The following is a 24918-nucleotide window of genomic DNA, read 5'->3' as shown; positions in this document are numbered from 1 at the left end:
GAATCGACAATGGCAAAGTATAAACGTCAGAAGGTCAAGCGCTACCGCCGCAGCTTCTACAGCCGCGGTACACGCATCAAAAAATGCATCGGCATCGTGGTGCTGGTGCTGGCGGTGTTGGGCGCAGCCTGGCTGGCAGCACCCCACGTGCTGGACTGGGCTACCCACACCTGGTATACTGTGGTGAAGAACCGTGATCTGGAAGCTGAATCGGCATCCCGCGCAGCCGCCTCGTCCGAAGCAGCTGCATCCTCGGCGGTACAGGAAGCGGCTTCGTCCCAGCCGGAGCCGGAACAGCCCAAGGAGCTGGACGGCAAGGCCATTACCGGCGGCAGCTGGGCCGCAGTGGATGTGAGCACCCTTGCCGATGATGCGGCCATCCGTGCAGCGGCGCAGCAGCTCAAGGCGCAGGGAGCGGATTACGGCCTTGTGACCCTGAAAACACCGGATGGCAGCATCTGCTACGCTTCGCAGGTGCCGGCTGCCGCCCAGAGCATTGCCGACACCACCGTGGACCCGGCCCGCATCGCGGCCATCTTCCGGGAAGAGGGCGTGATCCCTGTGGCCCAGCTTGCAGCCTTCAAGGACCCCATCTCCTCCCGCACCGACCGCAGCATGGCCATCCACTACGGCGACGGCCTGTGGCTGGACGCCCAGAAGGACGGCAATGCATGGCTGAATCCCTACTCCGCTGCGGCAGTGGAATATGTAGGCGATCTGGTAGCCGAGGTGCAGGGCATGGGCTTTGAACAGGTAGTCCTGACCAATGTCCAGTTCCCGAAGCTCAGCCGCAAACAGGACTACGGCGAGACCAGCGGCGTTTCCCGCGCGGATCAGCTCAAGGCGGATATCGCCGCCCTGCAGAGCCGCTTTGCGGGCAGCATGACCCTGTGGTTCAGCTACACGCTGGATCAGTGCAATACCAACAGCGTGTCGCTGGATGTGCCCGCTGTGACGCTGGGCATGGACAACCTGCTGGTGACGGCAGACAAGGCGATGGACGCCGACAGCCGCACCGCACTGGAGCAGTCTGCCGCCGGACAGGGCGTGCAGCATCTGGTGCTGCACAGCGCCGACATTTTCCAGTAACGTCTCTGGTTTTATAAGAGGGAGGAATCTGCTATGAATACCAAATCCTGCTTTGCACCGGCCCACATCCTTCTGCCTTCGGAGCAGATCCCACTGGAAAAGTGGGGCTGCATTGCCTGCGATCAGTTCACCAGTGACCGGGATTACTGGCAGAAAGCCGAGGCTGCCGCGGCAGGCAGCCCCAGCACCCTGAACATGATCCTGCCGGAGGTCTATCTGGAGGACGGCGATGCCGATGCACGCATTGAGAAGATCCATGCCACCATGGATGACTATGCCCGGAACGTGCTGACTCGCGCGGTGGACGGCTTTGTTTACGTGGAGCGCACCGAGCAGAGCGGCAAGGTGCGGCAGGGCCTTGTGGGCATGGTGGATCTGGAAGCCTACAGCTACCGCCGGGGCGAGAAATGCACGGTGCGCCCCAGCGAGAGCACGGTGGAAAGCCGCATCCCGCCCCGCATGAAGGTGCGCACCGGTGCCGCGCTGGAAACGCCCCACATCATGATGCTGGCGGACGACCCAGGCTGCACCCTCATCGAGCCGGTGGCGGCGCATAAAGCCGAACTGCCCAAGGTATACGAGGGCGAATTGATGCTGAACGGCGGCCACATTGCGGGCTGGGCTGTGGAAGACCCTGCCCTCATTGCGCAGATCGAAGATGCGCTGGCTGTGCTGGGCAGTCAGGAAGAATTCGACAAAAAGTATCCGGATGCCACCCGCCGCGACCCGCTGACGCTGGCCGTGGGCGACGGCAACCACTCGCTGGCCACTGCAAAGGCCTGCTGGGAGGAGCTGAAAAAGACACTCACACCGGAGCAGGCAGCAAACCATCCGGCCCGCTGGTGTCTGGCCGAGGTGTGCAATGTGCACTCGCCTGCGATCGAGATCGAGCCGATCCACCGCGTGCTGTTCAATGTGGACTGCGCAGCGGTGCTGCTGAGCCTGATCACGTGGAGCGATTCCAATATGGCCGGCTGCAGCTTTGGCGGCAGCAAGCAGCAGCCCTTCACGCTGGCCGGGCCGCACATGTCCAACGTGCTCAGCTTTGAGGACCCGACCGCACCGCTGACCGTGGGCACCATTGACGAATTTATCGAATACTATCTTGAGCACCACAAGGAAGCCCGCGTGGACTATGTGCACGACGAGCCTGCTGTGCGCGCCCTGTGCAAAAAAGGTGCTGTGGCATTCCTGATGCCGCCGTTTGCCAAGAGTGACCTGTTCAAAGGCGTTGTGATGGGCGGCGTGCTGCCGCGCAAGACCTTCAGCATGGGCCACGCAGAAGAAAAGCGGTACTATGTGGAGTGCCGGAAAATTACGGAATAATTATTGGAGAACCATGACATTTAAAGAATTGAATCTGTCCGCCCCGCTTCTGCGCGCTGTGCAGGAGGCAGGCTATGAGACCCCGTCGCCCATTCAGGCGGCGGCGATCCCGCCGGTGCTGTCCGGCCGGGATCTGATGGGCTGTGCCCAGACCGGTACCGGCAAGACGGCTGCTTTTGCGCTGCCCATGCTGGACCGGCTCACGGCCAATGCGCCCCGCAGAAAGGGTGCCATCCGCGCCCTGATCCTGACCCCTACCCGTGAGCTTGCTTTGCAGATCGGCGAAAGCTTTGATGCCTACGGCAAGTATCTCAAGCTGCGCAGCACCGTCATTTTTGGCGGCGTGGGCCAGGCACCGCAGGTGGAAGCGCTGAAAAAGGGCGTGGACATCCTGATCGCCTGCCCGGGACGGCTCAACGACCTGATCGGTCAGGGATTTATCGATCTCTCGAACCTTGAGATCTTTGTGCTGGACGAAGCCGACCGGATGCTGGATATGGGCTTTGTGCACGATGTGAAGAAGGTGATCGCAAAGCTGCCCGGGGAGCGTCAGAACCTGATGTTCAGTGCCACCATGCCCACCGAGATCGAACAGCTGGCAGCCGGCATCCTGCGCAAGCCCGCCTTTGTCAAGGTGGACCCGGTGTCCAGCACCGTGGACCGCATCCAGCAGAGCCTGTACCATGTGGAAAAGGGCAACAAGAAATTCCTGCTGCCGTGGCTCATCAAGAACCTGCAGCCCCCGGTGGTGAACGCGCTGGTGTTCAGCCGCACCAAGCACGGCGCGGATAAAATTGCAAAAGACCTCACCAAGCAGGGCATCCCGGCGGCGGCCATCCATGGCAACAAGAGCCAGACCGCCCGCGTGACCGCGCTGGAAAACTTCAAGGCCGGTAAGACCAAGGTGCTGGTAGCCACCGATATCGCCGCCCGCGGCATCGATATCAGCGAGCTGTCCCATGTGTTCAACTACGACCTGCCCGAGGTACCGGAGACTTACGTGCACCGCATCGGCCGCACGGCCCGCGCCGGTGCCGACGGTACGGCGGTCAGCTTCTGTGCACCTGAGGAGCAGGAGTATCTGGCAGGCATCGAAAAGCTGAACCGCCGCAAAATTCCCGTGGTGAGCGGCCACCCGTGGGACGGCGTGCCCGCGCCGGTGCGCCCGGAGCCGCCGGTGCGCGGCAAAAAGCCCAAGGCAGCCGCCGCTGAACCGGCAGAAAAGCCTGCCGCAAAGCAGCCGAAGCCCGCAAGGGCCGAAGCAAAAAACGCAAAACCTGAAAAAAAGGCTGCACCCGCACCCAAGGTGCAGGCAAAGCCCGCAAAAACCGAAAAAGAGGAACCATTCATGGATGATACCAAGCGTACTACCGGCGGACGCAGCAATGACCGCCGTTCCAATAATAACAGCCGCCCGCGCCGGGAGCAGAACGCTCCTGCCCGCGGCAGCAATGCGCAGCCCAAGTTTGACCCGCATTTTGTGAGCGCCCCGGAGGCCACTCCGCTGCGCCCGGCCAAAAAGACTCCGGCTGCACCCGCCGCCCCGGCCATCCGTACGGCTGCACAGCCTGCTCAGCAGAACAGCAGCATGCAAGGCCAGAAGAGCCGTCGCAATGACCGCAGCGACCGTCCGGCCTGCCAGAACAGCCAGCCTGCCGCCCAGAGCCAGAGCGCAGAGCAGGGCCGCGGTGCAAACAACGGCCAGCGCGGCCGTCAGAATGCGTCCCGCAATGCACAGCCTGCACCGGCCCGTGCCCCCAGAGCGGAGAGCAGCCGCCGCGGCCGTGCCGCTGCTGCAAGGGACGAAGACCCGGGCCTTATGCTTATCAGCCGTCGTCCGCCGCAGCAGAAGTTCACGAACTTTGAGGAGTATATGAACGCCCACGGCGGTGTAACTGCACCCATTGAGGACCACAGCGACGAAGTATGAGCAAAAATGAACCGTTTGCCCCATGGCAGTGCCCGCTGTGCGGGGAGAAACTGACCGGCGACAGCACCCTGAAATGCACAAAAGGCCACTGCTTTGACCGCGCCAAGGAGGGCTACTGGCATCTGCTGCCGGTGCAGAGCATGCGCACCAAGGCCCCCGGCGACAGCAAGGAGATGGTGGCCGCCCGCCGCGCGTTCCTGAATGCCGGATACTACGGCATCTTTGGCAAAGCGGTGGGTGAGCTGTGCGCAGAGTACGGCCAGCCTGCCAGCCCGGAGGCGGCGCTGCATCTGCTGGATGCAGGCTGCGGCGAGGGCTGGTACGACCGCTGCATCGCGCAGGCGCTTGCCGAAAAAGGCCGCCGGGTGCAGCTGGCGGGTTTTGATATCGCAAAGCCTGCGGTGCGCCTTGCGGCCAAGGCCCTGCCCACGGCACAGTATGCGGTGGCATCCAGCTTCAGCCAGCCGGTGCGCACCGGCTGGGCCGACCTGCTGCTGAACTGCTTTTCGCCCTTTGCACAGGAGGAATTCCTGCGGGTGCTGCGCCCGGGCGGACGGATGATCTATGTGGTGCCCGGTGCCGAACATCTGTACCAGATGAAGGCCGTGCTCTACGAAAAGCCTTATAAAAACCCGGTGCAGCAGATCGCCTATGACGGTTTTGCCGCCATTGGGGAACGGAAAGTGACCGGCCGCGTCACGGTGCCCCACGAACAGCTGGAAGCGCTGTTCGCCATGACACCCTATTACTGGAAAACGCCGCGCGGCGGGGCGGAGCGCCTTGCTGCGCTGTCTCAGCTGGAAACCGATATCTCGTTCCGGTTCCTTGTATTTGAAAAGCTGTAATGATAGCAGTTTGCGTTTTTAATGCACAAGCAGCATCCGCAAACTGCATATCGCAAATATGCCGTTTTAATAGGCACTATTTTTGAAAATTGCGATAAAAAGCAAAAAACGCTCGTCATGCAGAATTGTGTGACGAGCGCTTTTTTGCTTCAGTTTCTGTCAAAAGCTCCGTCCCCGAGGGGGCTGTCGAGCGAATGCGAGACTGGAGGAGTTCCGTGTGATAGGTCGTCCACGAAAAACACCACTGCCCCCACCGCCGGAGGATAGGAGAAGTCCGGCAGGTGAGGGCAGCAGTGCTGTATCAGGATAGAGAGATCGCTTAGTGTTTTTCGCCCTTGGGCAGCAGACCGGCACGCTCCAGGGCCGGACGCAGGGCGAGGTACAGGATGACCGCACACACGGTGGAGGCCACGCTGTTTACAAAGGTGACGCCGCCTGCAATTTTGGTCAGCGCCTGTGCCACGGTGTATTCCTGACCAAAGATGTACACATTGCGGAAGTAGCCAAGGAACGGGTCGGTCAGCACGTTCAGCAGCAGGCCGGAACCGGCAGAAACGATCACCTTGACGAGATAGCCGGAGCTGTGCTTGTCGAGGTCGCGCAACTTGAATGCCTTGTGTGCCACGGCACCGCAGGTGATGCCGATGATGAACTTGAGCACAAAGGTGGTGACGGCGTAGCCCGGGTCACCGGCCAGAATATCGGCCAGCGCCAGACCAATGGCACCGGCCAGACCGCCGGACACACCGTCCAGCAGCAGGGCGGTCAGGGCGGTGAAGGTGTTGCCCAGATGGAACGAAGAGCCGCCGTAGAACGGCACACGGAAGAACAGATAGGCCACAAGGCTTAAAGCGGCCATGACACCGGTCATGGCCAGCTCCTTGGTGGTGAAGGTGCGCTTGTACAGCACACTTGCAAACAGAATGACGATGACAACGACTGCCAGAAGCAGCCACATTGCAGTAGTAGACATGATTTACTCTCCCTCCAAATTTCCGTTCCCGCGGCAATCAAAGCCCCACTGGGGCTTTGATTGCTTCGCAACCACTTACCTACAATCCTACTTGACATTTGGGTGTCCAGCGGGTATGCTCCTATTATACGCAGAACTGACACCATGAAAATACCCAGAATAAAGTTTTTTAATGGGGTCAGTTTGATGCGATACCCAGACAGGAGGGATAATTTATGGTCCATCTGACTACGGCGCTGGATGCTTCTTCTGGCGTGCCGCTGTACGAACAGCTGTACCGCAGCCTTGCCGGAGAGATGCGAAGCGGCACCCTTGCGGCGGGCACCCGGATGCCCGGCAAGCGGCGGCTGGCGGCAGAGCTGTCCGTCTCGGTGAATACGGTGGATGCCGCCTATCAGATGCTGGCGGCGGAAGGGTATCTGGAACCGCGGGAGCGCAGCGGCTTTTATGTACAGGAATATCTGGCCCTGCCGTCCCGGCCTGCCGGCGGGCCGGAACAGCCCGCACCGCCAAAACCGGAACCGCCTGTGCTGCCGGTGCGGTACGACCTTTCCACCCGCGGGGTAGACCCGGAGCTGTTCCCGTTCCGCACATGGGCGCGGCTGCAAAAGGAGCTGCTCTATTCCTCGCCCCAGCTGCTCACCCACGGCGATGCACAGGGCGACCCGGCCCTGCGGCAGGCACTGGCGGAATATCTCTCTGAATACCGCGGTGTGCAGTGCGGGCCGCATCAGATCGTGGTGGGCGCGGGATTGGAATATCTGCTGGGCCTGCTGGCACCGCTGCTGCCCGGCCCTGCAGCGGTGGAAACGCCGGGCTACCCCCGTGCTTTGCAGGTGCTGCAGAACAACGGTGTGCACTGCTGCTGCCTACCGGTGGACGAGGACGGCCTTTCGGTGGAAGCACTGAACCGGTCGGATGCAGCGGTGTGCTACGTCACGCCCAGCCACCAGTTCCCCACAGGCGTTACCATGCCTGCGGGCCGCAGGGCCGAGCTTCTGCACTGGGCAGCCCGCAGGCCGGGCGGGCGGTATATTATAGAAGATGATTACGATTCGGAGTTCCGTTTTGATACCCGGCCTCTGCCCAGCCTGCAGGGCATGGCGGGTGCAGACGGCCCGGTGGTGTACCTCTCCACCTGCTCTCGCAGTCTGGCTCCCAGCATCCGTATCGCCTATATGGTGCTGCCGGAGCATCTTCTGCCTGCATGGCGGAAAAAATACCGCCTTTACTCCGGCACGGTGAGCCGGTTCGAGCAGCAGACGCTGGCCCGCTTTATCACCGAGGGCTACTTCACCCGGCATCTGGCCCGGGAGCGGGTGGCCTACAAGGCCCGGCGGGACGCGCTGGCGGCAGCGTTGAACACTGCCTTTGCTCCCGGCGAGCTGACCCTTGCGGGTCTGCACACCGGACTGAACCTGCTGGCAAAGCTCAAAGACCCGCCGCCGGATGCTGCGCTGCGCTGCGCGGCGGAAGCCGAAGGCGTGCAGCTGAGCCTGCTGAGCGATTACGACCTGACCGGAGAAGCACCCTCAGCGGCGGGCACGCTGGTGCTGGGTTATGGCTCGCTGAAGGACGAGGCCTGCGCCTCGGTGGGCGAAACATTGAAAAAGGTCTGCATGGCAGCGCGGGAAGCATCCGTGACTGTGTAAGTGCCGCTGGCGGCATTCCACTGGCCAGGCAGGGCCTGCGCCGCCACAGCGGCGTTGTTGTTAGCAAGAAATTCCAGTGTGCGTTCCAAAGCGTCATAGTCCAGCGCGGTCAGGTCGGTGAGCAGGGCCGAACTGCTGGCACGCAGGGCATCCGGCAGGGTGGCGGGCAGCAGGTCCAGATCCTGCCGGAGAAAAGCATCCCACACGGCAGCGCGGGCCGCTGCGGTGCGTACTGGTGAAAAGGCTTCGTCGGCCTGCAGCTGGCACAGGAATTCGTGCGCGTCCCCGGCGGAAATGCCCTGCACGGCCCGGCTGCGGCCATAGCGGGCAAGCTCTTCCTCGGTCAGTGCGCCGGTAAAGCCTACCCGCACCGGCCCGTACCGGCTGGCAATGCGCTCCAGCACATCGGGAGAAAAGGCCAGATACCTTGTGCCCTCCGGCAGGGCCAGCACCTGTGCCAGCGCTTCGCGGCAGCGGGCTGGGCCAGCGGCGGAATAGCAGCGGGCAAGGGATGTTTCTTCTTCTGCAAAAGGCACGGTGAGCACGGCAGGCACGCTGAGCAGATGCACGCAGTTCTGGCTGGCGTTCAGGTAGGCCAGCACAAAGCCGGGCTGTTCGCCGGAGACGCACAGCAGCACAGTGAGCTGGTCGGTGGTCTTGGGCAGCTGGATGGGCACACCGCTCTCGCTGCGGGCAGCCTGCCGCAGCTGGGTGCGCAGCTGCTGACGGGACAGCAGCACCGTGCCGCCCACCAGCGGCACCAGCACCAGCAGCGAAGCAAACAGTGCTGCCCAAAAGGGCTTCCAACCTCCACTGCGCATGGGATACACCGCCTTTCCTTTGCATAAAGCTTTGGCCTGCAGGCAAGACTTTATGCAGAAAAGGAGGCGTTTGCAGATGAAAAACAAAAAAGAGACAGCACCGACCACAGAGAAAGAACGGGAGAACTTCTGGCTGGAGATCGGCCCCGCCAGCGCCTATTACGGCACAGATTCTTATGAGACCGCGAAAGAAAACGGCGATGCCAGCCCGGATGGCAAAGCCCGGGGGTTTGAAGGCGCGGAGCCAAAAGAAAAGTAAAATAAATTTATGGCAGCGCTATGATGAGGAAGGACGAAAGTAATACCAAAACAAAATTCATCTGTCGGCATAACAGATGAAAAAGCAGCGTATGATATACAAAATGTCTTGCGCACAAGGACAGAATATGGTATAGTCTTTCTATCGCGTACAACTGTGCGCCAGAAGAACTGAAAAAGACGTGCACGGCGGGGAAAGACCGTGCACTCTGGAGAAGCCCGCTTGTAAAGTGGGTGCCGAAGGTGTAAGGCCGCAGGGAAAGCGGCTGTATCTCTCAGGCAAAAGGACAGAGCCATCGTCTTTGCGCAATGGGGCGCAGCCGGAAATGCGGCGCACCCCGGCTGCGGAAAATGAGAGCGCTCCGAATTTTGCGGGCAGAGCCTTTGGTGGGTTCTGTCCGCTTTTGTTTTGTGTATAGGGGGAAAGAGAGAATGGTCGAGATGATCACGCAGGTGAACAATGCCATCAATGGCGTGGTGTGGGGGCCGTTTGGTCTGGCACTGCTGTTCTGCACCGGCTTCTGGATGAGCGCCCGCACGGGCTTTTTCCAGTTCCGCAAAATGGGCTACTGGCTCCGGCACACCATCGGCGCGATCTTCACCAACAAGGACATCACCGCGCACACCAGCAAGGAGGATATGGCCATCAGCCAGTTCCAGAGCATGTGCACGGCGCTGGCGGGCACCATCGGCACCGGCAACATCGTGGGTGTGGCAACGGCCATCGTTTCCGGTGGGCCGGGAGCCATCTTCTGGATGTGGGTCATGGCATTGCTTGGCATGATGACCAGCTTTTCGGAGAATGTGCTGGGCGTGTACTACCGCCGCAAAAACGAAAAAGGCGAGTGGTCGGGCGGTGCCATGTACTACCTCACCGATGGTCTTGGCGCAAAGAAGGGCTGCAAACAGCTGGGCAAGGTGCTGGCAGTGTTGTTTGCCTGCTTCTGCATTCTGGCTTCCTTCGGCATTGGCAACATGAGCCAGATCAATTCCATCGCGGGCAACATGAACGCTGCTTTTGGCGTACCGACCCTCGTCACCGGCCTGTGCCTGATGGTGATCACGGCCCTTATCGTCATTGGCGGTTTGAAGCGCGTTGCCGCTGTTACCGAAAAGCTAGTGCCGCTCATGGCCCTGTTCTACATTGCAGGCGCGCTCATCATCGTAGTGCTGCACGCGGGCAACATCCCAGCGGCATTTGCGGCTATTTTCAAGGGTGCGTTCAACCTGAACGCGGCAGGCGGCGGTGCGCTGGGCTACGGCATCAGCCAAACCATCACCTGGGGCTTCAAGCGCGGTGCCTTCTCCAACGAAGCCGGTCTCGGCTCTGCCGTCATGGTCAACTCCGCTTCCAACGTCAAGGAGCCGGTGCATCAGGGCATGTGGGGCGTGTTTGAGGTGTTTGCCGATACCATCGTGGTCTGCACGCTCACTGCTCTGGTCATCCTGACCACCGGCGTGGTGGACCTGCAGAGCGGCGCTGTACTGGCCGGTGTGCAGGACAACGCATTGGTGGGTCAGGCCTTCACCGCCGCATTTGGCAGCTTTGGCCCCAAGTTCATTGCTGTTTCCATTCTGTTGTTTGCCTACTCCACTACGCTGGGCTGGAGCCACTACGGCACCAAGGCCGTGGAGTATCTCTTCGGCACCACCGGCAGCCGCATCTACAAGGTGGTCTTTGTGTGCATGACCGTGGTGGGTGCCACCATGAAGCTGGGCCTTGCGTGGGATCTTTCCGATACTTTCAACGGTCTGATGATGATCCCGAACCTGATCGGCGTGCTGGTGCTGTCCGGCACTGTGGTGGACATCACCCGCAACTACTTCGACCGCCGGGTGAAGGGCAAGGACATCGAACCCATGTGGTCGGCTTTCCTGGAGTACCAGAAGCAGGAGGAGGCCGAAGCCGCCGCAGAGGAAGCGGAGCTGGAAAAGGCCGCAAACGAATAAAATACCCAAAAGCAAGGGCTGTCTGTGAATGAGGACAGCCCTTGCTTTTGTCTGCTGCCCTGCCTTATAATAAATTAAAAAAACAGGGGAGGGAACAACCATGAGCGAATTTTCCCATCTGAAAAACAAACTCCTTGCCGAACAGGTGGAGGACGAAATTTACCACTATATTCTGGATACCCCGCTGGAACCGGGAGCCAAGTTGCCCAATGAATTTGAGCTGGGCGAAAAATTCGGTGTGGGCCGCAGCACGGTGCGCGAAGCCGTGAAGCTGCTTTCCAGCAAGGGCATCGTGGAGGTGCGGCGGGGCTCCGGCACCTATGTGGTCACGACCGCCAAGGGCCTTTCGGACCCGCTGAACCTGCGCAGCGTGCAGGACAAGAACGCGCTGGCACTGGATCTGGTGAACGTGCGCCTGCTGCTGGAACCGGGCATGGCCGAGATGGCAGCGCTGAACGCTTCCGACGAGGACATCGAGCGCATCCAGCGCCTGTGCGACCGGGTGGAGAGCAAGATCCACAGCGGTGATCTGTACATTGAGGACGACATCGCATTCCATACCTGCATCGCCGAGAGCAGCAAGAACATGGTGGTGGAGCAGCTCATCCCCATTATCGATACGGCGGTCATGATGTTCGTGAACGTCACCCACAAAAAGCTGACGGAGGAGACCATCCTGACCCACCGCATGATCACCGAAGCCATTGCCCGGCATGACTCCATTGGTGCCCGGTCTGCCATGGTGATGCACCTGAACTTCAACCGCAACTGCATCCGAAAGCTTTACGACGGCGAATGGGAAACCTGACGCCGCCGCATTTTACGTCCCCGCACAGTGCAAGGTCTGTGCGGGGACTTTTTACGTTTGAAGTTGTCTGATGACTTTTCAAGACGAATGACACAGAAAAGTCGAAAAACTGGTTAGATTATATGATGTATCCAAGATTTAAGGGCAATGTGCACGAAAAAATGGGCTGGTTATTGTTATAAAGTGGGTTCTGACTGCGACAACTTGCAAACGAGGCGGGAGTCGATTAAAATGAATATGTAAGATGTCCGACAGTCAAAAGGACGATTTGCAAAGCAGAAAAAAGAGTATTTTGGAGGTATGATCATGGAACTGCGTTCTCAGGCAGTGCGTAAACTGGCACCGGAAAACGATCCGCTGAAGATCGGCATGGGCTGGAAGGTGGACGACCTTGCAAAGCCCCAGATCATGGTGGAGAGCACCTTTGGCGACAGCCACCCCGGCAGCGCCCATCTGGATCAGTTCGTGAAGGAGGCTGTACAGGCAGTCAACACCCACGGCGGCAAGGCTGCACGCTATTTTGCAACCGATATGTGCGACGGTATCGCACAGGGCCACGACGGCATCAACTACTCGCTGCCCCACCGTGACGCCATCGTGAATCTGGTGGAAGCTCAGGCCAACGCCACCGTGTACGACGGCGGCGTGTTCATCGCCAGCTGCGACAAGTCCATGCCCGCCATGCTGATGAGCATTGGCCGCCTGAAGGATATGAGCGCCATCGTGGTCACCGGCGGCGTGATGGAAGCCCACACCCTGCCCAAGAAGTACGTGGTCAACGACCCCGCCTGCGCCATCAACGACCTGCTGACGCTGGAACAGATTGGCAAGTTCGACGCATGGGAAAAGACGGGCGTCATCCCCAACGAGCAGCTGGACTACTACAAGCACAACGCCTGCCCCAGCTGCGGTGCTTGCTCCTTTATGGGCACCGCTTCTACCATGCAGATCATGGCCGAGGCATTGGGCCTGATGCTGCCGGGCACCGCCCTGATGCCGGCCACCGCCCCGGAGCTGAAGCAGGCTGCCTATGATGCCGGCGTTCAGGTGATGAAGCTGGTGGCCGAGGGCATCAAGGCCAAGGACATCGTTACCATGAAGAGCTTTGAAAACGCCATCATGGTGCACGCCGCCATCTCCGGCTCCACCAATGCCACCATGCATCTGCCCGCCATTGCACACGAGTTCGGCTTTGAGATCGATGCCGACACCTTTGACCGGATGCACCGCGGCGCACACTATCTGCTGAACATCCGTCCCTCCGGCGACTGGCCCGCACAGTACTTCTACTATGCAGGCGGCGTGCCCCGCGTGATGGAAGAGATCAAGTCCATGCTGCATCTGGACGTGATGACTGTCACCGGCAAGACGCTGGGCGAAAACCTGGAAGACCTGAAGAAGAGCGGCTTCTACGAGCACTGCGACGAGATCCTGCAGGAAAAGACCAAGGGTCTGGGCATCAAAGTCACCCGCGAGGATATCATCCACAGCTTTAACAACGCCAAGGGCACCGACGGCAGCATCGCTATCCTGAAGGGCAATCTGGCCCCGGAGGGCAGTGTCATCAAGCACACTGCCTGCCCCAAGAACATGTTCCACGCCACCCTGCGCGCAAAGCCCTTTGACAGCGAGGAAGAGTGCATCAGTGCCGTTCTGAACAAGCAGGTCCAGCCCGGAGATGCCATCTTCATCCGTTACGAAGGCCCCCGCGGCAGCGGCATGCCCGAGATGTTCTACACCGGCGAGGCCATCTGCGCCGACCCGAAGCTGGCTTCCAGCGTGGCGCTCATCACCGACGGCCGCTTCTCCGGCGCAAGCCGCGGCCCGGTCATCGGCCATGTCAGCCCGGAGGCCGCTGTGGGCGGCCCCATCGCTCTGGTGGAAGAGGGCGATCTCATCCGCATCGATGTGCCGAACCGCCAGCTTGCCATCGTGGGCGTGAACGGTGAGGAAAAGACCCCCGAAGAGATGGAGGCTATCCTTGCCCAGCGCCGTGCCAACTGGAAGCCCAAGGCTCCCAAGTACACCAAGGGCCTGCTGAAGCTCTACTCTCAGCACGCCGTCAGCCCCATGAAGGGTGCATATATGGAGTAAAAACGCTTCGTTTGCGATAAAAACCAAAAACAAAAATCAACTGTTCAGCGTTTTTTGGCTGAACGGTCCGGATAAAGTTACGCCAAAAACAAAAAAGCGGATATTGCTTCACCTATAAAAACCATCGAAATCCGGTGTCCGTCTGCGGGGACGGCGCTGAAATAAGACCCAAAGCACACAAAACATCAAAAAATGGAGGAAACGTTTATGACAGCTGTTGCAACCCCGGACGCCGCACGGCTCGTGTTCGCCGCGGTGGCGGGCCTGATCCTTTTGCTCATCCTTATCATCAAGTTCAAAGTCCACGCCATGATCTCCATCCTGATCGGTGCGGTGGGCATCGGCCTGATGGCCGGTATGCCCCTGTCTGACATCATCGGCTCGGTCAACGAAGGCATCGGCAACACCTTAAAGGGCATCGCTCTTCTGGTGGGCCTTGGCTCCATGTTCGGTGCCATTCTGGAAGAATCCGGCGGCGCACAGACGCTGGCCGTGACCATGGTGCGCAAGTTCGGCGACGAAAAAGCCGCATGGGCGCTGGGTATCACAGGTCTGGTGGTGGCCATGCCGGTGTTCTTTGATGCCGGTCTGATCATCCTGATTCCGCTGGCCTTCTCTCTGGCAAAGCGCACCAAGCGCTCGGTCCTGTACTATGTCATCCCTCTGCTGGCCGGTCTGGCTGTCGGCCACGCCTTCATCCCTCCCACGCCGGGCCCCGTTCTGGTGGCCAGCATGCTGGGCGTTGATCTGGGCTGGGTCATCCTCATCGGCATCTTCTGCGGCATCTTCGCTATGATCGCTGCCGGTCCCATCTGGGGCTCCATCTGCGGCAAGAAGTATATGATCGAGGTGCCCGAGCACGTTGCACAGCAGGCAGACATCGACGAGAGCAAGCTGCCCAAGTTCGGCACCATCGTGGGCATCATCCTGATCCCGCTGGTCCTCATCATTGCAAACTCCGTGGCAAAGGTGGTGCCCGCTCTGGCTGGCATCCAGCCCGTTCTGGCCTTCCTCGGTGAGCCCTTCATGGCTCTGCTGCTGGCTACCATCGCTGCTATGTATCTGCTGGGCACCCGTCACGGCTATAACAATGCCCAGCTGGAAAAGATCATGACCAAGTCCCTTGAGCCCACCGGCATGATCCTGCTGGTCACTGCCTGCGGCGGCGTGCTGCGCTACATGCTGCAGAACTCCGGTCTGGGCGACGTCATCGGCAACGCCGTGGCAAACGCCAGCCTGCCGCTGGTTCTGGTGGCCTTCATCGTGGCTGCTCTGGTGCGCATCTCCGTTGGTTCCTCTACCGTGGCTATGACCATGGCAGCAGGCATCATCTCCGCCATGCCCGGCATCAGCGAACTCAGCCCGCTGTATCTGGCCTGCGTCACCGCTGCCATCGCCGGCGGCTCCACCGTGTGCTCCCACTTTAACGACTCCGGCTTCTGGCTGGTGAAGAGCCTTGTGGGCATGGACGAAAAGACCACCCTCAAGACCTGGACCATCATGGAAACTCTGGTTGGCGGTGTGGGCTTCCTGGTAGCACTCATCATCTCCTTCTTTGCTTGATCATCCTCATCTGCGGGGCTGTGCCTGCACACAGTCTGCGCAATGCTTTGCAAATTCCTGAGATCTCCTCAGCACAGCAGACCCCCGGGCGGTTTACCGTCCGGGGGTCTGCTGCTTTCTGTATTATAAAAGCGGAAGGTCCGGCCCGGAGGCCAGCTGGATGAAGGCGTCCATTTCCCGGGTGCAGCATTTATCCTTGTGGTAGAACATTTGGCGGTACATGGTCAGCCGGAAGTCCGACACCTCCAGAATGCGCAGATCTCCTCTGGACGCAGGCTCGGCCACAGCGAAGCGCGGCAGCAGGGAAATGCCGGAGGAGCGCTCCAGCATCTTGATGATAAAGGAGGTATCGCTGATCTCAAGGCTGGGGGTCAGCTCGATCTGGCGGGAAGCCAGAAACCGGTCAAAGGTGCGGCGATAGTTGGCATTGCGTTCGGTGAGGAAAAAGGGCTTGTCCAGAAGCTCTGCCACCCGGTACGGGCCGGGGTGGCCCAGATCGATGTCCGGGGAAGCCACGAACACCACCTCCTCCGGGATCTCGTTGCATTTGTGCCAGCTGTTGGAGTAGCGCGGCTCGTCCAGAATGCAGATGAGGTCCACCTCGCCGCGCTCCATCTTTTCGATCAGCTCTTCCGGGGAGCCGGTAGTGACCCGAAGGCTGACTTTGGGGTGTTCCACCCGGAACTGATGCATCAGGCCGGGCAGACGGAAAAAGCAGAGAGATTCCAGCGTGCCGATGTGCAGGCAGCCCTCCAGTTCGGCATCCTCGCTCAGGGCGCGGCGGGCGTTGTGGATGGTATCCAGAATGCTGTTGGCGTATTCCAGAAAGCACTGACCCTGTGCGGTCAGGATCACCCGCTTGCCCATGCGGTCGAACAGGCGCACACCCAGCTCTTCTTCCAGCGCTTTGATCTGCACGGTAACGGCAGACTGGGAATAGCCCAGACTTTCCGCTGCCTTGGAAAAGCTCTGGAACTGGGCGGCACGGATCAGGGTGTTCAGCTGGCGCACTTCCATGGCAAAGCTCCCTTACTATTAAGATTTTTAAACCATAACTTTATTTTTATGAATTTGAATCATGCATATGTCTATGTTAAACTAAATGTGTCAACACGTCAAGTGAAAATTTGACGTTTCGTGAAAGGCTGGCCGTGCGGGCTGCGGCGGAGAGAGCGCTGTCAGGTGCTGCACAAAGGTCAGGATAGGAAAAGGAGGATTTTATTCTTATGGAAAAGAAAAAATTCAAGCTCGGACTGCTGCCGAAGCTGCTCATCGCCATCGTGCTGGGCATCATCATCGGCCAGTTCTTCCCGGTGTGGTTCTGCCGGGTCGTCGTCACGGCATCCAGCATCTTCAGCTCGTTCCTGAAGTTCATCATCCCGCTGATGATCGTGGCCTACGTCACCATGGGCATTGCCGACCTGAAGAGCGGCGCAGGCAAGCTGCTGCTCATCACGGTGGCTCTGGCCTACGGCTCCACCCTGATCGCAGGCTCGGCATCCTATCTGGTGTCTGCAAGCCTGTTCCCCAGCTTCATGAGCGAAGGCGCTCTGGAACAGATCGCCGCCACGGCTGACAACTCTCTGGTCAGCTACATCTCCATCTCCATCCCTCCGCTGCTGGACACCCTGTCTGCCGTGGTGCTGGCCTTCGTGCTGGGCCTGTGCCTGTCCACCTTGCGCGGCAAGACCATCGGTGATACACTTTATAATGGCATGAAGGACTTCTCCGGCATCATCGATCAGGTGCTGCACAGCGTCATCATCCCGCTGCTGCCCCTGTACGTCTGCGGTACCTTCATCGACATGACCAAGTCCGGCAAGACCTACGCCATTCTGGGCATCTTGTGGAAGGTGTTCCTGGTGGTCATCATCATGCATCTGGTCTGCATCTTCCTGCAGTTCTGCGTTGCAGGCGCTGTGAGCCACAAGAGCCCCTTCAAGATGATCCGCAACCAGATCCCCGGCTACACCACCGCTCTGGGCACTCAGTCCTCTGCAGCCACCATCCCGGTCAACCTGCAGTGCGCTGCGGCTGACGGCGTGAGCGAGCAGATCCGCAACTTCGTGGTGCCTCTGTGCGCAAATATCCACATGGCAGGCTCCATGATCACCATTACCGCCTGCGCAACTGCCGTCTGCCTGATGAACCAGCTGCCCATCAGCCTTGCTACCGTGGTGCCCTTCATCATGACGCTGGGCGTTGCCATGGTGGCTTCTCCCGGTGCTCCCGGCGGCTCCATCATGACCGCTCTGCCCTTCCTGTACATGATCTTTGGCGCTGAGGCCGGTGACCCCAATGGCCCCATCTGCGCCATCATGGTGGCTCTGTACATCACGCAGGATTCCTTCGGCACTGCCTGCAACGTCTCCGGCGACAACGCCATCGGCGTGATCGTGGAGACCATCTACCAGAAGTTCATCAACAAGAGCAGCGCAAGCGTCTGATGCGCGGCGCGGTTCTTGACCTGACAGGAGTGACACCCCATGGCATTTATCAGTGTTTTTGATGTTCTGGGCCCGAACATGATCGGCCCCTCCAGCTCCCACACCGCAGGTGCGGAGATCATCGCCTTTCTGGCACAGAAGATGATCACCCCGCCGCTGAAGCGGGCGGACTTTACCCTCTACGGCTCCTTTGCCAAAACCTACCACGGCCATGGTACCGACCGCGCCCTGCTGGGCGGCATCATGGGCTTTTCGGCCGATGATACCCGCATCCGGGATTCCTTTGCCATTGCCACCGACCGCGGCCTTGGCTACAGCTTCACCCCCAATGAGGTGGAGACCGACATCCACCCCAACACGGTGGATATCCGCATGGAGAATGCGGCCGGTCAGGTGATGACCGTGCGCGGTGAATCGCTTGGCGGCGGCAAGGTGCGCATCGTGCGGATCAACGGCGTGGAGGTGGACTTTACCGGCGAGTACAATGCCCTCATCGTGGTGCAGAAGGACAAGCCCGGCGTGGTGGCCCACATCACCAAGATCCTCAGCGACCGCAGCGTGAACATCGCGTTCATGCGTCTGTTCCGCGAGGAAAAGGGGCACACGGCTTACACCATCGTGGAGTCGGATGAGCGCCTGCCCGAGGGTGTGGATCAGCTGCTGCTGGCAAACCCGAACATCAACGATGTAATGGTCGTGCAGCCGTAAGGAGGGACGAGCGATGAACATGGATTTCAAGTCCGCCAAGGAGCTGCTGGACCTGTGTGAGGAAAACCAACTGCCCATTTCGGAAGTGATGCGCCAGCGGGAATGCCTGCTGGGCGAAACGCCCCGGGATGCTGTGGACCACCGCATGGCAAAGGCATGGGAGATCATGCACGCTTCTGCCACCCAGCCGCTGAAAAAGCCCATCAAATCCATGGGCGGGCTCATTGGCGGCGAGGCCAAAAAGCTGGAGACACATTATAATAAGAAGAAAAACATCTGCGGCGACGTGCTGCAGAAGGCCATGACCTACGCCATGGCCGTGCTGGAAGTGAACGCTTCCATGGGCCTGATCGTGGCTGCACCCACCGCAGGCTCTGCAGGCGTGGTGCCGGGCATGATGCTGGCCCTGCAGGAGTGCTACCGCATCTCCGACCAGCGCATCGTGGATGCCCTGTTCAACGCCGGTGCCGTGGGCTATCTTGCCATGCGCAACGCCACCGTGGCCGGTGCCGTGGGCGGCTGTCAGGCCGAGGTGGGCATTGCGTCTGCTATGGCTGCTTCTGCCGCCGTGGAGCTGATGGGCGGCAACCCGCAGCAGTGTCTGGATGCAGCTTCCACCGTGCTGATGAACATGCTGGGCCTTGTGTGCGACCCCGTAGGCGGGCTGGTGGAGTACCCCTGCCAGAACCGCAACGCTGCCGGTGTGGCCAACGCCCTCATTGCAGCAGAACTGTCCCTGAGCGGCATCCGCCAGCTGATCCCCTTCGACCAGATGCTGGACGCCATGTACGCCGTGGGCAAGCGCCTGCCCGCCGAGCTGCGCGAGACCGCCCTTGGCGGCTGTGCCGCCACCCCCGCCGCCTGTGCCGCCACCCCCGCCGCCTGTGCCGCCTGCGGCCTGTGCAGCGGAAACTGATCTTTCAACATGCAGCGCCGCCGGTGTGGAAACGCCCGGCGGCGTTTTTGCGCGTTCGTGACCGGAAATGCCGGCCCAAACAGCGGGGCTTTGCATCTTTTTGTGCAAACACACCGAAAAGATGGCCGGGATGACTGGCGCTTGTCTGCGAAATGTGATAAACTAAACGCAGAAGTGCTCTGCGCAGCCCGTGCAGAGCGGAAAAAAGATGATAAGTGAGGTCGTTTGTAATGAAGATCATTCGTGCAAAAGATTATGCGGATATGTCCCGCAAGGCAGCCAATATCATTTCGGCACAGGTCATTATGAAGCCCAACTGCGTGCTGGGTCTGGCGACCGGCGGCACCCCCGTGGGCGCGTATGCACAGCTGGTGGACTGGTACAACAAGGGCGACATCGATTTTTCTGAGGTGACCACCGTCAATCTGGACGAGTACCGCGGCCTGCCCAAGGAGCACCCGGAAAGCTACTGGAGCTTCATGCACCGCAACCTGTTCGACAAGGTGAACATCGACCCTGCAAAGATCAACCTGCCGGACGGCACCAACCCCGATGCAGAGGATGCCTGCGCAAAGTACAACCAGATCATCCACGCTGTGGGCGGCATCGACCTGCAGCTGCTGGGCATCGGCCACGACGGCCACATCGGCTTCAATGAGCCGGGCGAAGCCTTTGAGCTGGAGACCCACTGCGTGGATCTGACCCCCGAGACCATTGAGGCAAACAAGCGCTTCTTTGACGGCAATGTGGATCTGGTGCCAAAGCAGGCCTATACCATGGGCATCAAGACCATCATGCAGGCACGCAAGGTGCTCATGGTGGCAAACGGCGCAGGCAAGGCCGAGATCGTCAAGAAGGCATTCTTCGGCCCCGTCACTCCGGAGGTGCCCGCAAGCATCCTGCAGATGCATCCGGACTTCACGCTGGTGGGCGACGAGGAAGCTCTGAGCCTGATCTGATCGTTCCGCGCTCTAACTGCCGCACGGTGCAATGCCGTGCGGCAGTTTTTTGCTGCCAACGGCTTTACAATCGCGCAAAAAGGCGGTATTCTTTTATATATGACACTTTTCTCAGGGAGGAAACCATGGATATCCGCCAGCTGCACTACTTTCTGGTATTGTGCGATGAAATGAATTACAGCCGCGCGGCACAGCGGCTGTTTTTGTCACGGCAGGCACTGCGGCAGAGCATCTCTGCGCTGGAAGCCGAGCTGTGCGGGCCGCTGTTCCTTAGCGCCCACCACAAGCTCACCCTTACCGACCGCGGCATGAGCCTGCAGCGCCATGCCGCGCCGGTAGTGGAGCAGTTCCAGCAGATGCAGGCATCCCTGCGGGCCGAGATCCAGTCGGCGCAGCCGGTGCGCATCGGCATCAGCGTGTCGCTGGTGCCGGACTACCTGCCCGGATTGGAGACCCAGCTGGACAAGTTCCGCCAGCAGTATCCCCATGTGGAGATGCGCTTCCGCATGATGGACAACGATGCGGTGGCGGACGATGTGGAGCAGGGAGAGCTGGACGCGGGTCTGGTCATCGATCTGGGCTGTGCTGCACCGGTACTGGCCCGCACCACCCTGCGGGCAGACCCTGCCTGCCTGCTGGTGCCCCGGGGGCACGCGTTCTGGGATAAGGAAAGCATCCCGCTGGCAGAGCTGCGCGGTCAGCGGGTGCTGCTGCCCAGCTTGCGGCAGGATCTGTTCAGCCCGCTGTGGTCGGCCTGCGCCCGGTTGGGCTTTGCGCCGAATGCGGAGATCGGCCCCAGCTTTTATCAGGCCTATTATCTTGTGCAGGAGCAGCTTTGCACCTGTCTGACCCGCTATGAACCGGGAGCCAGACGGGAACTGGACCGTGTGCGGGATGTGCTGCTGGAAGATCTGCCCCCGCTGTGCGTCTCACTGGTGCAGCGGCGGGATCATTCCTCTGCCTACATCGACCTGCTGCGCAGCTACCTGATGGAGGTGCTGGGCGGTTCGGCCAGCCTGCCGCCCCGCCGCGGACGGCCCGCAAAGCCGTTCTACAATTTCCCGGTGCTGTCCAGCGCTGCGGCAAAGGCTGCACCGGCCCACCCGGTGCCCGGCACCCAGCTGGATTTTGCCGGCGGCACCAACTTCCGGGAGCTGGGCGGTTACGAAGCCGACGAGGGCAAGCATATCAAGTGGGGCCAGATCTGGCGCGGCATCCCTACCTGCAAGCTCACCGGTGAGGCCGACCGCGCGAAGCTGGACGCGCTGGGCCTGCGCCTGATCCTTGATCTGCGCAGCAGCGGGGAAGTGCAGAAAGAACCGGACTACGTACCGGACGGTGCACGTCTGGTGCAGATCTGCGGCCTGTGCGCCGAGGACGGCCACGAGATCTCCTTTGCGCCGGATGATATCGCCGCCCTGATGAAGGGCTATGAAGAAAGCGCCGACGGCAGCACCTTCGTGCAGGCTATGTACGAGCGGATGCTGTTTGGCAACAAGGCGTTCAAGGAGCTGTTCCGTGCGCTGGAAGCAGGCGAGACCCCCATCCTGTTCCACTGCTCGGCCGGCAAGGACCGCACCGGCGTGGCGGCCATGCTCATTCTGCTGGCACTGGGCGCTTCGGATGAGACGATCTGTGCGGACTATGAGCGCACGAATCTCTGCCGCAAGGCTGAGATCGACGCAGTGCTGGCGGAGCACGCCGAAGAGATCGCGGCAAACCCGGCCTGCCGGATGCGCTATTACCGCAAGGCGGGCGTGGACCCGGCAGCCGCACCCTTTGTGCTGCGCACCATCCGCGCAAAATACGGCAGCGCCGAGAACTATCTGGAAGCCGAATACGGCCTGACCCCTGCGCGCCTGATGCGGCTGCGCAGGATGTATCTGGAATAAACGGGAACGGGGACGGCATCCGGTGCGGATACTGTCCCTGTTTTCTGCACAAAATGTTCTGCGGGGCAGGGTTTTCCTCTTGACAAGCGGGCAATTGTTTCGTACTATAATTAGTAGTATGGAATAAAAGACGCTGTGTGCAGGTCGTTCCCGTGACCCGTGTCCCTTACAGGCAGAGCCTGCCTGTTTTTATATAAGATAGAACTGTAGATAGAAAAGCTTGCAGCCTGTTCGTGCGGCATTGGCCGTGCGTGTGGTCTTGTTGCCACTTTTTGCATTGAAAGCTCACTTATAAAAAATGTTTGCAGCCTACACCTGCCCTACAGCGTCTCCTGCTTATGATTCAGAATTTTGAATTTTAACAAAGGAGAGTGAAATGCGATGTCCACGATCATCTGGATCGTGATCTTGATCGTCGCGCTTGCTGCGGGCATCGGTGCAGGCTATTTTATTGGTTACAACAACCGTAAAAAGACCGCCGAAGCCCAGATCGGCAGCGCGGAAGCCGAGGCCACCCGTCTGGTGAACGAAGCGATCAAGACCGCAGAACAGAAACGCAAGGAAGCGGTTCTGGAAGCAAAGGACGAGGCCTTCAAGCTGAAGGCCGAGGTGGATGCCCAGAAAGCAGAAGCCGATAAGGAGATCAAGCAGCGCCGTGCGGAGATCAGCCGTCAGGAGAACCGCATCGACCAGAAGGAAACCGCCCTCGACCGCAAGACCGAGGTACTGGAAAAGAAGGAAGAGGAGCTGAAAAAGCGCGCCGCTGAGGCCGAGGAGCGTCTGGCAGAGATCGATGCCCTGCGCGCCAAGGAGATGGAGCGGCTGGAAACGCTGGCCGGTCTGAGTCAGGAGGACGCCCGCGAGGTGCTGCTGCACAAGGTGGACGAGGAGCTGACCCACGAAAAGGCCGTGCGCGTTGCCGCCTACGAGACCGACCTGAAGGAAAACTGCGACAACATCGCACGCAACCTGATCGGTCAGGCCGTCAGCCGCTGCGCTGCCGACCACTGCAGCGAGACCACCGTCAGCGTGGTGCCGCTGCCCAGCGACGAAATGAAGGGCCGCATCATCGGCCGCGAGGGCCGCAACATCCGCGCTCTGGAGACCGCGACCGGCGTGGATCTGATCATCGACGATACCCCGGAGGCCATCACCCTGTCCTCCTTCGACCAGACCCGCCGCGAGGTGGCCCGCATGACGCTGGAACGCCTGATCGGTGATGGCCGCATCCACCCCGCCCGCATCGAGGAGACGGTGGAAAAGTGCCGCCACGAACTGGAGCTGCAGATGAAGCGCGAGGGCGAGCGCGCCGTGATGGAGCTGGGCATCCATGGTCTGCACCCGGACCTGATCAAGCTGATCGGCCGGTTGAAGTACCGCACCAGCTTTGGCCAGAACGCCCTGACCCACAGCATGGAGGTGGCATGGGTGGCCGGCCTGCTGGCAGGCGAGATGGGTGTGAATGTGACCATGGCACGCCGTGCCGGTCTGCTGCATGATATCGGCAAGGCACTGGATCATGAGATCGAGGGCAGCCATGTGCAGATCGGTGTGGACATCTGCCGCAAGTATAAGGAAAATACCCAGATCATCCATGCCATCGAGGCTCACCACGGCGACGTGGAACCCAAGACCCCGCTGGCCTTCATCATTCAGGCTGCCGATGCCATCAGCGCTGCACGCCCGGGTGCCCGCCGCGAGAACGTGGAAAGCTACGTCAAGCGTCTGGAAAATCTGGAGGAGATCTCTTCCAGCTTCGAGGGTGTGGAGCAGGCCTTTGCCGTGCAGGCAGGCCGCGAAGTGCGCATCATGGTCAAGCCCGATGTCATCAGCGACGATCAGGTGATCCTGCTGGCACGCTCCATTGCCAAGAAGATCGAGGACACGCTGGATTACCCCGGCCAGATCAAGGTCAATGTGATCCGCGAGAGCCGCGCTGTGGAGTACGCAAAATAAAGTTTTGCCCCAAAAGCTGCCGTGCAGATGCACAGCAGCTTTTTTCTGCTTGTAATCCGGCGGCAAAAAAGGTATCATGGAGAAAAACAGACCGAAAGGGGAGAACCACTATATGAAACATGCAAGAAAATGGCTGGCTTGCCTGCTGGCGGGTGTACTGGCGCTGGCGGTGCTGGCCGGATGCAGTGCATTGATGGACGGCACGGTGCAGAAGGATACAGAACAGGCCAAGGCCCTGATGAAAGAGGTAGACTCCAGCCTGACCTATAGTACCGATCTGGAAGATGCAGCCAGCCGTCTGGCAGACTGGCTGGTGGAGGACTCCACCCAGCTGACCACCCAGTCCGGCCTGCTGACACGCAAGGTGCCCATGACCACCGGCTCCGGTGCCATGCTGGACAAGAATGTGTACGAGTTTATCGATCATTCCACCAGCTTTCTGTTCCTGCCCAGAGGCGTGGTGATCGGCCTTGCAATGAACAACGAATGGGGCTTTACCGGCTACTTATATGCTCCGCCGCTGAGCGAGGCGGGCAGCGCACTGCGCAGCTATGCGGCAGGCTGCACACAGATGGGCGCGGTGTTCATTGAATACGGCGGCGAGACTTACGTAGTGGCTATGTTTGCCTAAAAACCGAAAAAACGGTGTTTCCCTGCTGAGAACGGTGCGTTTTCAGCAGGGATTTTTTGTGTCTGGTATATGCACAAAAACAGGCTGAAAGTACGACTTA

At 60.1% G+C, this 24918-nt stretch carries 20 protein-coding genes and 1 riboswitch; of the genes, 17 read left to right on the top strand and 3 right to left on the bottom strand.

The window, feature by feature from the left end; translation table 11 throughout:
* The first annotated feature begins 9 nt into the window (after positions 1 to 9).
* From ACGHUK_RS13590 to ACGHUK_RS13575, 4 genes are read left to right on the top strand one after another with little or no spacing between them, the layout of a single operon-like run.
* A complete protein-coding gene (locus tag ACGHUK_RS13590; protein ID WP_390574512.1) occupies positions 10 to 1089 on the top strand; it encodes a putative glycoside hydrolase in 1080 nt (359 codons plus the stop codon).
* Between the two features lie 33 nt (positions 1090 to 1122).
* Positions 1123 to 2415: a DUF1015 domain-containing protein gene (locus tag ACGHUK_RS13585; RefSeq protein WP_005938304.1), complete on the top strand. Its 1293-nt coding sequence runs from the start codon at positions 1123 to 1125 to the stop codon at positions 2413 to 2415.
* A 13-nt stretch (positions 2416 to 2428) separates the two neighbouring features.
* Positions 2429 to 4345, top strand: a complete 1917-nt coding sequence (locus tag ACGHUK_RS13580) for a DEAD/DEAH box helicase (protein WP_390574511.1) — start codon at positions 2429 to 2431, stop codon at positions 4343 to 4345.
* Positions 4342 to 5190 carry a putative RNA methyltransferase gene (locus ACGHUK_RS13575; RefSeq protein WP_223388516.1) on the top strand — a complete coding sequence of 283 codons (849 nt, stop codon included), beginning with the start codon at positions 4342 to 4344 and terminating at the stop codon, positions 5188 to 5190. The genes ACGHUK_RS13580 and ACGHUK_RS13575 overlap by 4 nt, the downstream gene beginning before the upstream one ends.
* A 319-nt stretch (positions 5191 to 5509) precedes the next feature.
* Here the strand turns inward: ACGHUK_RS13575 and ACGHUK_RS13570 are convergent, their stop codons facing one another.
* On the bottom strand, positions 5510 to 6163 hold the full coding sequence (locus tag ACGHUK_RS13570; RefSeq protein WP_223388517.1) for an ECF transporter S component: 654 nt from the start codon (positions 6161 to 6163) through the stop codon (positions 5510 to 5512).
* A gap of 215 nt (positions 6164 to 6378) precedes the next feature.
* Between ACGHUK_RS13570 and ACGHUK_RS13565 the strand changes: the two genes are divergently transcribed.
* Positions 6379 to 7815, top strand: coding sequence for a PLP-dependent aminotransferase family protein (locus tag ACGHUK_RS13565; RefSeq protein WP_120081334.1), 1437 nt, complete (start codon positions 6379 to 6381; stop codon positions 7813 to 7815).
* Here ACGHUK_RS13565 and ACGHUK_RS13560 read toward each other — a convergent pair.
* Positions 7722 to 8636, bottom strand: coding sequence for a hypothetical protein (locus tag ACGHUK_RS13560; protein WP_390574510.1), 915 nt, complete (start codon positions 8634 to 8636; stop codon positions 7722 to 7724). The genes ACGHUK_RS13565 and ACGHUK_RS13560 overlap by 94 nt on opposite strands.
* A gap of 76 nt (positions 8637 to 8712) precedes the next feature.
* On the opposite strand from ACGHUK_RS13560, the gene ACGHUK_RS13555 reads away from it, so the two are divergent.
* The 5 genes from ACGHUK_RS13555 (at position 8713) to ACGHUK_RS13535 (ending at position 15309) form a co-directional block, all read left to right on the top strand.
* Positions 8713 to 8895, top strand: coding sequence for a hypothetical protein (locus ACGHUK_RS13555; protein WP_044953367.1), 183 nt, complete (start codon positions 8713 to 8715; stop codon positions 8893 to 8895).
* 198 nt (positions 8896 to 9093) lie between these two features.
* Positions 9094 to 9195, top strand: a riboswitch (glycine riboswitch).
* A 131-nt stretch (positions 9196 to 9326) separates the two neighbouring features.
* Positions 9327 to 10844: an alanine/glycine:cation symporter family protein gene (locus tag ACGHUK_RS13550; protein ID WP_390509735.1), complete on the top strand. Its 1518-nt coding sequence runs from the start codon at positions 9327 to 9329 to the stop codon at positions 10842 to 10844.
* Positions 10845 to 10944: 100 nt separating this feature from the next.
* Entirely contained in the window at positions 10945 to 11652 is a 708-nt protein-coding gene (locus tag ACGHUK_RS13545; protein ID WP_371292419.1) for a FadR/GntR family transcriptional regulator, read from the top strand.
* A gap of 306 nt (positions 11653 to 11958) precedes the next feature.
* Positions 11959 to 13746: a dihydroxy-acid dehydratase gene (gene ilvD, locus ACGHUK_RS13540; protein WP_390574509.1), complete on the top strand. Its 1788-nt coding sequence runs from the start codon at positions 11959 to 11961 to the stop codon at positions 13744 to 13746.
* Positions 13747 to 13953: 207 nt separating this feature from the next.
* The gene (locus ACGHUK_RS13535; protein ID WP_097777045.1) at positions 13954 to 15309 is read left to right on the top strand and encodes a GntP family permease; all 1356 of its coding nucleotides are present in this window, start codon (positions 13954 to 13956) and stop codon (positions 15307 to 15309) included.
* A gap of 123 nt (positions 15310 to 15432) precedes the next feature.
* Here ACGHUK_RS13535 and ACGHUK_RS13530 read toward each other — a convergent pair whose 3' ends face one another.
* Positions 15433 to 16326 (bottom strand): LysR family transcriptional regulator, encoded by an 894-nt coding sequence (locus ACGHUK_RS13530; protein WP_005936828.1) that lies wholly within the window; start codon positions 16324 to 16326, stop codon positions 15433 to 15435.
* A gap of 209 nt (positions 16327 to 16535) precedes the next feature.
* On the opposite strand from ACGHUK_RS13530, the gene ACGHUK_RS13525 reads away from it, so the two are divergent.
* From ACGHUK_RS13525 to ACGHUK_RS13495, 7 genes are all read left to right on the top strand, one after another.
* A complete protein-coding gene (locus tag ACGHUK_RS13525) occupies positions 16536 to 17756 on the top strand; it encodes a dicarboxylate/amino acid:cation symporter (protein WP_097780990.1) in 1221 nt (406 codons plus the stop codon).
* Positions 17757 to 17795: 39 nt separating this feature from the next.
* Entirely contained in the window at positions 17796 to 18464 is a 669-nt protein-coding gene (gene sdaAB, locus ACGHUK_RS13520) for an L-serine ammonia-lyase, iron-sulfur-dependent subunit beta (protein WP_097780989.1), read from the top strand.
* Positions 18465 to 18483: 19 nt separating this feature from the next.
* Positions 18484 to 19380 (top strand): L-serine ammonia-lyase, iron-sulfur-dependent, subunit alpha, encoded by an 897-nt coding sequence (gene sdaAA, locus ACGHUK_RS13515; protein WP_390575819.1) that lies wholly within the window; start codon positions 18484 to 18486, stop codon positions 19378 to 19380.
* 230 nt (positions 19381 to 19610) lie between these two features.
* Positions 19611 to 20339 (top strand): glucosamine-6-phosphate deaminase, encoded by a 729-nt coding sequence (gene nagB / locus ACGHUK_RS13510; protein ID WP_390574508.1) that lies wholly within the window; start codon positions 19611 to 19613, stop codon positions 20337 to 20339.
* Between the two features lie 125 nt (positions 20340 to 20464).
* Positions 20465 to 22231: a tyrosine-protein phosphatase gene (locus tag ACGHUK_RS13505; protein ID WP_154256397.1), complete on the top strand. Its 1767-nt coding sequence runs from the start codon at positions 20465 to 20467 to the stop codon at positions 22229 to 22231.
* A gap of 381 nt (positions 22232 to 22612) precedes the next feature.
* Complete coding sequence (gene rny, locus ACGHUK_RS13500) at positions 22613 to 24187, top strand: ribonuclease Y (protein WP_005936849.1); 1575 nt, start codon at positions 22613 to 22615, stop codon at positions 24185 to 24187.
* 112 nt (positions 24188 to 24299) lie between these two features.
* Positions 24300 to 24818, top strand: a complete 519-nt coding sequence (locus ACGHUK_RS13495) for a hypothetical protein (RefSeq protein ID WP_338427885.1) — start codon at positions 24300 to 24302, stop codon at positions 24816 to 24818.
* Positions 24819 to 24918 lie beyond the last annotated feature (100 nt).

The sequence above is a fragment of the Faecalibacterium sp. i25-0019-C1 genome, from assembly GCF_042854225.1.
GTDB classification, from domain to species: domain Bacteria; phylum Bacillota; class Clostridia; order Oscillospirales; family Ruminococcaceae; genus Faecalibacterium; species Faecalibacterium taiwanense.
The sequence above is the reverse complement of the archived record's forward strand: the minus strand, read 5'-3'. Positions and strand labels throughout refer to the sequence as shown.